Annotated in this window: 8 protein-coding genes; 5 read left to right on the plus strand and 3 right to left on the minus strand. The window is 40.5% G+C overall.

The features are described from left to right. Both AC1DPZ_RS18830 and AC1DPZ_RS18835 read left to right on the plus strand, forming a co-directional pair. Positions 1 to 228: hypothetical protein (locus AC1DPZ_RS18830; RefSeq protein ID WP_477406239.1), on the plus strand; the 228-nt coding region annotated here is incomplete at its 5' end. 316 nt (positions 229 to 544) lie between these two features. Continuing rightward, entirely contained in the window at positions 545 to 790 is a 246-nt protein-coding gene (locus AC1DPZ_RS18835; RefSeq protein WP_477406241.1) for a hypothetical protein, read from the plus strand. 102 nt (positions 791 to 892) lie between these two features. Here the strand turns inward: AC1DPZ_RS18835 and rsmG are convergent, their stop codons facing one another. Genes rsmG through AC1DPZ_RS18850 form a run of 3 tightly spaced genes read right to left on the minus strand, consistent with a single transcriptional unit; the run spans position 893 to position 3,229 of the window. Further along, positions 893 to 1,525, minus strand: a complete 633-nt coding sequence (gene rsmG / locus AC1DPZ_RS18840) for a 16S rRNA (guanine(527)-N(7))-methyltransferase RsmG (protein WP_477406243.1) — start codon at positions 1,523 to 1,525, stop codon at positions 893 to 895. Then, entirely contained in the window at positions 1,515 to 2,120 is a 606-nt protein-coding gene (locus AC1DPZ_RS18845) for an RNA polymerase sigma factor (protein ID WP_477406245.1), read from the minus strand. Before AC1DPZ_RS18845 ends, rsmG begins: the two co-directional genes overlap by 11 nt. After that, positions 2,111 to 3,229, minus strand: a complete 1,119-nt coding sequence (locus AC1DPZ_RS18850; protein WP_477406247.1) for a glycosyltransferase — start codon at positions 3,227 to 3,229, stop codon at positions 2,111 to 2,113. The genes AC1DPZ_RS18845 and AC1DPZ_RS18850 overlap by 10 nt, the downstream gene beginning before the upstream one ends. Positions 3,230 to 3,500: 271 nt before the next feature. Here AC1DPZ_RS18850 and tgt point away from each other — a divergent pair, with 271 nt between their 5' ends. The 3 genes from tgt (at position 3,501) to AC1DPZ_RS18865 (ending at position 6,717) form a co-directional block, all read left to right on the plus strand. Next, positions 3,501 to 4,631 (plus strand): tRNA guanosine(34) transglycosylase Tgt, encoded by a 1,131-nt coding sequence (tgt, locus tag AC1DPZ_RS18855; RefSeq protein ID WP_477406249.1) that lies wholly within the window; start codon positions 3,501 to 3,503, stop codon positions 4,629 to 4,631. An 83-nt stretch (positions 4,632 to 4,714) separates the two neighbouring features. After that, positions 4,715 to 5,818: an LptF/LptG family permease gene (locus AC1DPZ_RS18860; protein WP_477406251.1), complete on the plus strand. Its 1,104-nt coding sequence runs from the start codon at positions 4,715 to 4,717 to the stop codon at positions 5,816 to 5,818. A 20-nt stretch (positions 5,819 to 5,838) separates the two neighbouring features. Then, complete coding sequence (locus AC1DPZ_RS18865) at positions 5,839 to 6,717, plus strand: DMT family transporter (protein ID WP_477406253.1); 879 nt, start codon at positions 5,839 to 5,841, stop codon at positions 6,715 to 6,717. Positions 6,718 to 7,069: the final 352 nt, after the last annotated feature.

The following is a 7,069-nucleotide window of genomic DNA, read 5'->3' on the forward strand; positions in this document are numbered from 1 at the left end:
GCACAACCGGTTTCACCAAAACAGGTTAAAAAGTTGAATTTAAAAGTGGCACCAGTAAAAGTGGCTAAGGTTATTTTTGACGAGCCTGCTCCTGCACAACCGGTTTCACCAAAACAGGTTAAAAATTTAAAAGTGACGCCTGTAAAAGTGGTTAAGATTACTTTTGACGAACCTAAAGCAAAGAAAACTCCTGCACCGGCTGTAGCCCCTGCCGAAGTAAAACCATAATATCCAGCAGTAAGTTTAATGGCAAATGCGGTACCTGCACAGCATTAAATACATTTATGATAAACGGCAAACCGGATAAAAAAACCTCAACCCAATGAGGCAAAATTGCTGAACGGACTAAAATCCGCTTCGGCATTTTTCTATATAAATCGCCCCCTCTTTTTACTCCTATTTCATTCAATTATCCTTAGGATAATATTAAAAAAATAGTTAACTTGGTACAAACACAACAGACATACTGTTTGTTGAAAAATCAAATACTCAATTGATATGCGGACTTAATAATACCAATTGGGTGTCATTTAAATCAATTATCATGAAAAAGTTTGGAATCACTTTAGTCATTGTGGGTATTGCTCTTTTTATTGTCAGCAACTTCTTCTACAAAAAAACTGTTAATCTGGTAGATAGTTCTGGCAGCAGCACAATTGTAACCGGCCCTAAAGGCAGCTGGACATTTAAATTACCGGTTTTTGCCGGCGGAGCGCTGTTTGTAATAGGATTGGTGTTTTACGCGGCATCGCGTACAAATAACCAAAGCCATGATCATCACGCCATATAACAGCTAAAAGTTATTCATTTACATCAACAAATTTATTTCGCCTGGCACAACGTGTTACACGGGGAGAGGAGAAATAATGCCATAAATCCAAAATCAGCAAAATTAAACCGCGGCCTTTACATATATCACCTGCTTGGTTTCAAAAAACTCTTCGCCGAAATAATCTTTAAGGTGATATTGCTGCACTTTAAGTCCCGATTCTTTGATCTCCTGGTCAAGATCGCCCCCTTTTAGGTAGAGGATACCATTGGGCAGCTTGTTTTTGGATAGCTTATTGAACTTGGTACGCACCCATGGATAAAAATCTTTCAACTGGGTTACCGCGCGCGATATCACAAAATCAAACTTTTCGTCAACCTGCTCGGCCCGGGCGTGTGTTGCTTCTACATTGTTTAAGCCCAAAGCTTTGGCGACTTCCTGCACCACTTTTATCTTTTTACCAATAGAATCAACCAAATGGAACCGCGTTTTTGGGAATAATATAGCCAATGGGATACCCGGAAAACCGCCGCCTGTGCCTACATCAAGTACAGTTTCGCCCGGTAAAAAGGACATTACTTTAGCTATGCCAAGGGAGTGTAAAACATGGCGCTCATACAGCAAATCGATATCTTTACGTGATATTACATTGATTTGGCTGTTCCATAAATTATACAGTTGGGGCAGTTGCTCAACCTGTGCACGTTGCTGATCTGTAAGGTCTGGAAAATATTTAAAAACGATCTCAGATGTCATCCCTGTTAAAGCGGTTTATGATGTTGCCCAATAAATACCGGGCCCTAAACAATTGTGCCTTAACGGTACCTAACGGCAAATCAAGCTGTTGGGCAATCTCTTCGTAAGATAACTCGTCAAAGTAACGTAAAGTGATCAGGTTGCGGTAACGCGCCGGCAAGCTTTCTATGAGTAATTTTAGTTCCTGAGTTTGTTGTTTTTTGATAGATGTTTCCTCGGGATTCAGTACATCTGCCTTTATCTGCAGCGGCTTTTCATCACCATCCTCATCTGTCATCCCGTGGATAGATTGGGTATTAAGTTTTTTCTTGCGGATAAAATCGATACAATTGTTGGTAGCTACCCTAAACAGCCAGGTGCTAAACGCATAATCCGGCTGGTATTTCTCCAGTTTTTCAAATGCTTTGGCAAAGGTTTCAACGGTTAGGTCCATGGCGTCTTCTTTGTTATTCACCATTTTAAGCACCATAAAGTAAATCGAATCCTTGTAACGGTGCATCAAATCAGCATACGCTTTCTGATCGCCTGTGCGCGCCCTCACCACCAGGTGAAAATCGTTTTTGGCGTTCTCGGTAAAGTTTGCGTTTATTTCCATTGGGTAGTTTTAAAAAAGGCGCCAACCAAGCCAAATATATTTAAATACATATAATATATTATGTCAAAAAACGGCAAATACCAAATAAGATCTTTACCATCAAGCTTTTTAAATACCTTACTGTATATTATCAACTGCACAACAAGCCTAAAAGCCAGCAAACCTAATGCCAATAAGGGCTCATAATTTAAAACCAGGCAAAGTATGAATAATATATAAAATAAAAAACCGCTTATGGCATCAAAGCTAAGCATTTGGCGGTGCTTATTTTTGTACAATTTACCTACACCTGCATGTCTTTTCTTTTGCCTGAACCATGATGATAAAGTTGTTTTTGCACTGGTATAAATAAAGGTTTCGGGATGAATTTCGATAATAGTATTATCTGCTGTGGCATGCTGATTTACAAACAGGTCATCATCGCCGGATATTACATGCATGTGCGATGCAAAGCCTTTAGCACTAAAAAACAACGTTTTTGTGTAAGCCAGGTTACGGCCAATACCCATATACGGATCACTGTTTAAAGCACTCGACAAATAGTTCATACCTGTTTTAATGGTCTCGAAACGGGTAAACCTGTTCAAAAAACTGCCGGCCTTATAATAGGGTGAATACCCTAAAATTATCTCGGCTTTGGTACTAAAATTAATAGCCATGCGGGCTATCCAGTTTGCCGATGCTGGTTTACAATCGGCATCGGTGAATAATAAATATTCGTTTTTTGATGCTTTTATGCCAAGTGTAAGGGCAAATTTTTTGCCTGTTTTAAACCGGTCATGCTCGGTTATAGTAACCACCTTAAGATGCGGATACCGCTGTTGCATATCTTCCAGTATTTCATCCGAAGTATCAAATGAGCAATCGTTTATCACCACCACTTCAAAATCCGGATAATTTTGCTCTAATATAAACGGAAGATTCTCCTGCAGGTTTTTAGCTTCGTTACGTGCGCTTATAATTACAGAAACAGGTATCAGCGCCTGCGGCAACTCATCCATATGCTGGTAGCCGGCAAGGCGGCTATGGTTGCTTACCAGGTAGTACAGCTGAACAATAAAACAAAGCTGAAAAAGCAGAAAGAGTACGTCTTGTATATAAGTTTCCAATGAACAAAAATAATCAGGCAAAGTTGTTAAAATTACACGAATTTAAAGACCTTAATCGGCGTAAATTTAAGATTTAGAGGGCATAACATAAGGTATTTTTCCACACTTTTAGGATGAAGGGGGTTTGTGTGGATAACGCCTCACCCAATCCTTCCAAAGGCAACGGCCTTTAAATTGCATGATTACCACCATCATAAATAAATCTTTTTACCTTCCGCCCCTTTAGACAGGGCTGCGGTGAGGCTTTTTTTGTTAATTTTGCCCCTTCGAAATGAAATTTAAATTAACAGCACAAGACCCGCTTTCAAAAGCCCGCGCAGGTGAAATAACTACAGATCACGGCACCATACAAACCCCTATATTTATGCCTGTTGGTACAGCCGGCACAGTAAAAGCAGTGCATCAGCGCGAGCTTAAAACGGATATAGAAGCGCAGATTATTTTAGGAAACACCTATCATTTATACCTGCGCCCAGGCCTAAACACGCTGGAAAGCGCCGGTGGCCTGCACAAATTTAACGGCTGGGACGGCCCCATTTTGACCGATAGCGGCGGTTACCAGGTATATTCACTTACCGAAGTGCGCAAGATAAAGGAAGAAGGCGTTACCTTTCGCTCGCATATTGATGGTTCAAAACACCTGTTTACGCCCGAAAATGTAATGGATATCCAGCGCATTATCGGGGCCGATATCATCATGGCTTTTGATGAATGTACCCCCTACCCGTGCGATTATAGCTACGCCCGAAGGTCAATAGATATGACCCACCGCTGGCTAAAACGCTGCTGCGACAGGTTCGACAATACCGAACCAAAATACGGCTATAGCCAAACGCTTTTCCCTATTGTACAGGGATCTGTATATAAAGATCTGCGTATGAAATCGGCCGAAGTTATTGCTTCATTTGAGCGTGAGGGCAATGCCATAGGCGGGCTTTCGGTAGGTGAACCTGCCGAAGAAATGTACGCCATGACCGAAATTGTATGCAATATTTTACCCGAGCAAAAACCCCGGTATTTAATGGGCGTAGGCACTCCTGTTAATATACTGGAAAATATAGCGTTAGGAATTGATATGTTTGACTGTGTTATGCCTACCCGCAATGCCCGTAACGGTATGCTTTTTACCAAAAACGGCATCATCAATATCAAAAATGAAAAGTGGAAAAACGACTTTAGCGCCATTGAAGATGACAGCGATTTGTTTGCTGATAAGGAATACAGCAAGGCTTATTTACGCCATTTGATTCACTCTGGCGAGATGCTTGGGGCACAAATTGCCACCCTGCACAACCTCCATTTTTATCTTTGGCTGGTTAAGGAAGCCCGTAAAAAGATTATTGCCGGCGAGTTTTATGCATGGAAAAACATGATGGTGGGTCGTTTAGGCCAGCGATTATAATTACAGGATGATCAAATAATGCACCGTAAAAAGCGTTGCTTACATAATATAAACCATGGCTTTAAAAAACAATTAATCTGCCGATGAGGACTTTTATACACCGGTACCTGATGGTTATCGACAGGTTTATCATTAAAAAATACCTGGGCACATTTGCGTTCACCATGGCAATTTTTGCGGTGATATCGGTTGTGTTTGATGTATCAGAAAAGCTGGATAATTTTACAAATAAACATGCAACGCTTCATGATATCATATTCAGGTACTACGCCGGATTTGTTCCCTTTTACCTGAACTTACTTTCGCCGCTTATCAATTTCCTCGCGGTGATATTCTTTACGGCCAAAATGGCCAACCAAACAGAAATTGTACCTATTTTAAGTGGAAAAGCCAGCTTTAACCGCTTTTTACGACCTTATTTTATAGCTGCCTCCTTTATATTTATTGTATCGTTTTTTGCCAATGTGTACTTAATACCTTATACAAACCGCCTAAAAAACGACTTTGAAAATGCCAATGGCATAACAGATAACGACCCTACCAAAAGCCAGGTACATATGCAAATAGATAAACACACCTTTGTTTACCTGGCAAACTATGACCCCACTAACCATACAGGTTATACTTTTATCATGGAGAAATTTAATGGCGACACCCTGCGCGAGAAGCTCATAGCGCAACAGGTAACCTACGATTCTGTGAAGAAAATATGGTCATTAAAGGATTATTCGGTAAAATATGTGAACGGGCTTAAGGAGCAATTTATTCATAATCCGGCCCAAAAAGATACCGTTTTAGACATGCACCCAACAGATTTTATTGTGTATGATAACGTGTATGCAGCCATGTCATTAAATGATTTGAACAAGAATATTGACAAGGAAAGACTGCGCCGACCCGAGGTTTTAAATAACCTTTATTACGAAAAATTCCATCGTTTTGTGTACCCTTTATCGGCGTATGTTTTAACGGTATTGGGGGTAGCTTTGTCTTCACGTAAGGTGCGCGGTGGTGTTGGCTTACCCCTGGGGATAGGGATTTTGCTTTGTTTTACTTACATAATTTTAGAGAAATTCTCTATCGTATTTTCTATAAAAGGCGGGGTGCCCCCCTTATTAACTGTTATGATTCCTAATACTGTATTTGGGATACTGGGTTATTATTTACTTTTAAAAGCCCCAAAATAGTGGATAAAAGTAAAACAAATGTGAATAAAAATCTGATTATACTCCATTTTACTGTATTTATTTGGGGATTTACAGGCATTTTAGGCCAATTAATCACCATTTCTGCGGTACAATTGGTGTGGTATAGGGTGCTTATAGCCTTTGTTTCGTTATTTCTGTACTTCAAATTCAGCAAAACCGACTTCAAAATTGAACGCAAAACCATGCTTAAAATGGTTTTAACAGGCGCCCTGGTAGGCGGTCACTGGATCCTTTTCTTTGCTTCTATTAAGCTTTCAACTGTTCCGGTAACGCTGGTTTGCCTATCCAGCATCACATTATTTACGGCCATTTTTGAGCCGCTGATCAACAAAACGAAGATCTCAAAACTTCAAATTTTGGCAGGTTTATTAATTATCAGCGGCATAGTTTTAATTTTCAAATTCGAAACACAATACACTAAGGGTATCATAGCCGGACTGGTAAGCGCTGTTTGCGCCAGTCTTTTTGCCATAATTAATTCACGGTTTGTAAAGAAAAGCGAAGCCCCCATCATTGCATTTTATGAACTAACCGGCGCCTTTTTTTGGATCTCGATATACCTTTTTGCCACCAACGGCTATAATGAAAAGATGATACTAAAGCCAGCCGATATTGGCTACCTTGTACTGCTTGGCACCGTATGCACATCGCTTGCCTATGTTGCCGGGGTATCGGTAATGCGCGAGCTTTCTGCCTTTCGGGTGGCGCTTATCACCAACCTTGAGCCGGTGTACGGTATCATCATGGCGTTTATTTTCTTTGGCGACATGAACAAAATGTCTGTCGGTTTTTGGGTAGGCTCCGTCCTCATCCTGTCTACAATCTTCCTGTACCCTGTAGCGCAGAAACAAATTTCGAGGCACAGAAACCGGGCTTAGTATTTCCTTTTTTTTCCAAACCTTCAACCAGGTGGTAATTTTTTTGGCCGCCTGGCGCTGCCGTCAGCTTTTCCTGCCTACTAAAATTTACCTCCTGTTTTGTAATATCCGCATCAAAATATTGGCTGAGTAGGGGATAAAACCACACCTCAAAACAAGTCTGTTTTAAGCCCTGTAAGCCACTGTAATTTTCGGGCGTGTTCTGATACGTTTAAATGCGCCCGCGTTTAACAGCGCCAAAATCTGGTTTTTAGTTAGTGTACAAACTTCAGTTTTTATAGAAATAGTCAAAAATGCCAACTTATCGCATATATGAGGTTTCATCCTAATAAATGAAATCAAAAATATCATT

The organism is Mucilaginibacter sp. P4_G9, from assembly GCF_056400985.1.

Bases quoted from the DNA above. Each gene is read 5' to 3' on its own strand.
- rsmG (WP_477406243.1), bottom strand. From the start codon at position 1,525: ATGACATCTGAGATCGTTTTTAAATATTTTCCAGACCTTACAGATCAG.
- AC1DPZ_RS18845 (WP_477406245.1), bottom strand. From the start codon at position 2,120: ATGGAAATAAACGCAAACTTTACCGAGAACGCCAAAAACGATTTTCAC.
- tgt (WP_477406249.1), top strand. From the start codon at position 3,501: ATGAAATTTAAATTAACAGCACAAGACCCGCTTTCAAAAGCCCGCGCA.
- AC1DPZ_RS18835 (WP_477406241.1), top strand. From the start codon at position 545: ATGAAAAAGTTTGGAATCACTTTAGTCATTGTGGGTATTGCTCTTTTT.
- AC1DPZ_RS18860 (WP_477406251.1), top strand. From the start codon at position 4,715: ATGAGGACTTTTATACACCGGTACCTGATGGTTATCGACAGGTTTATC.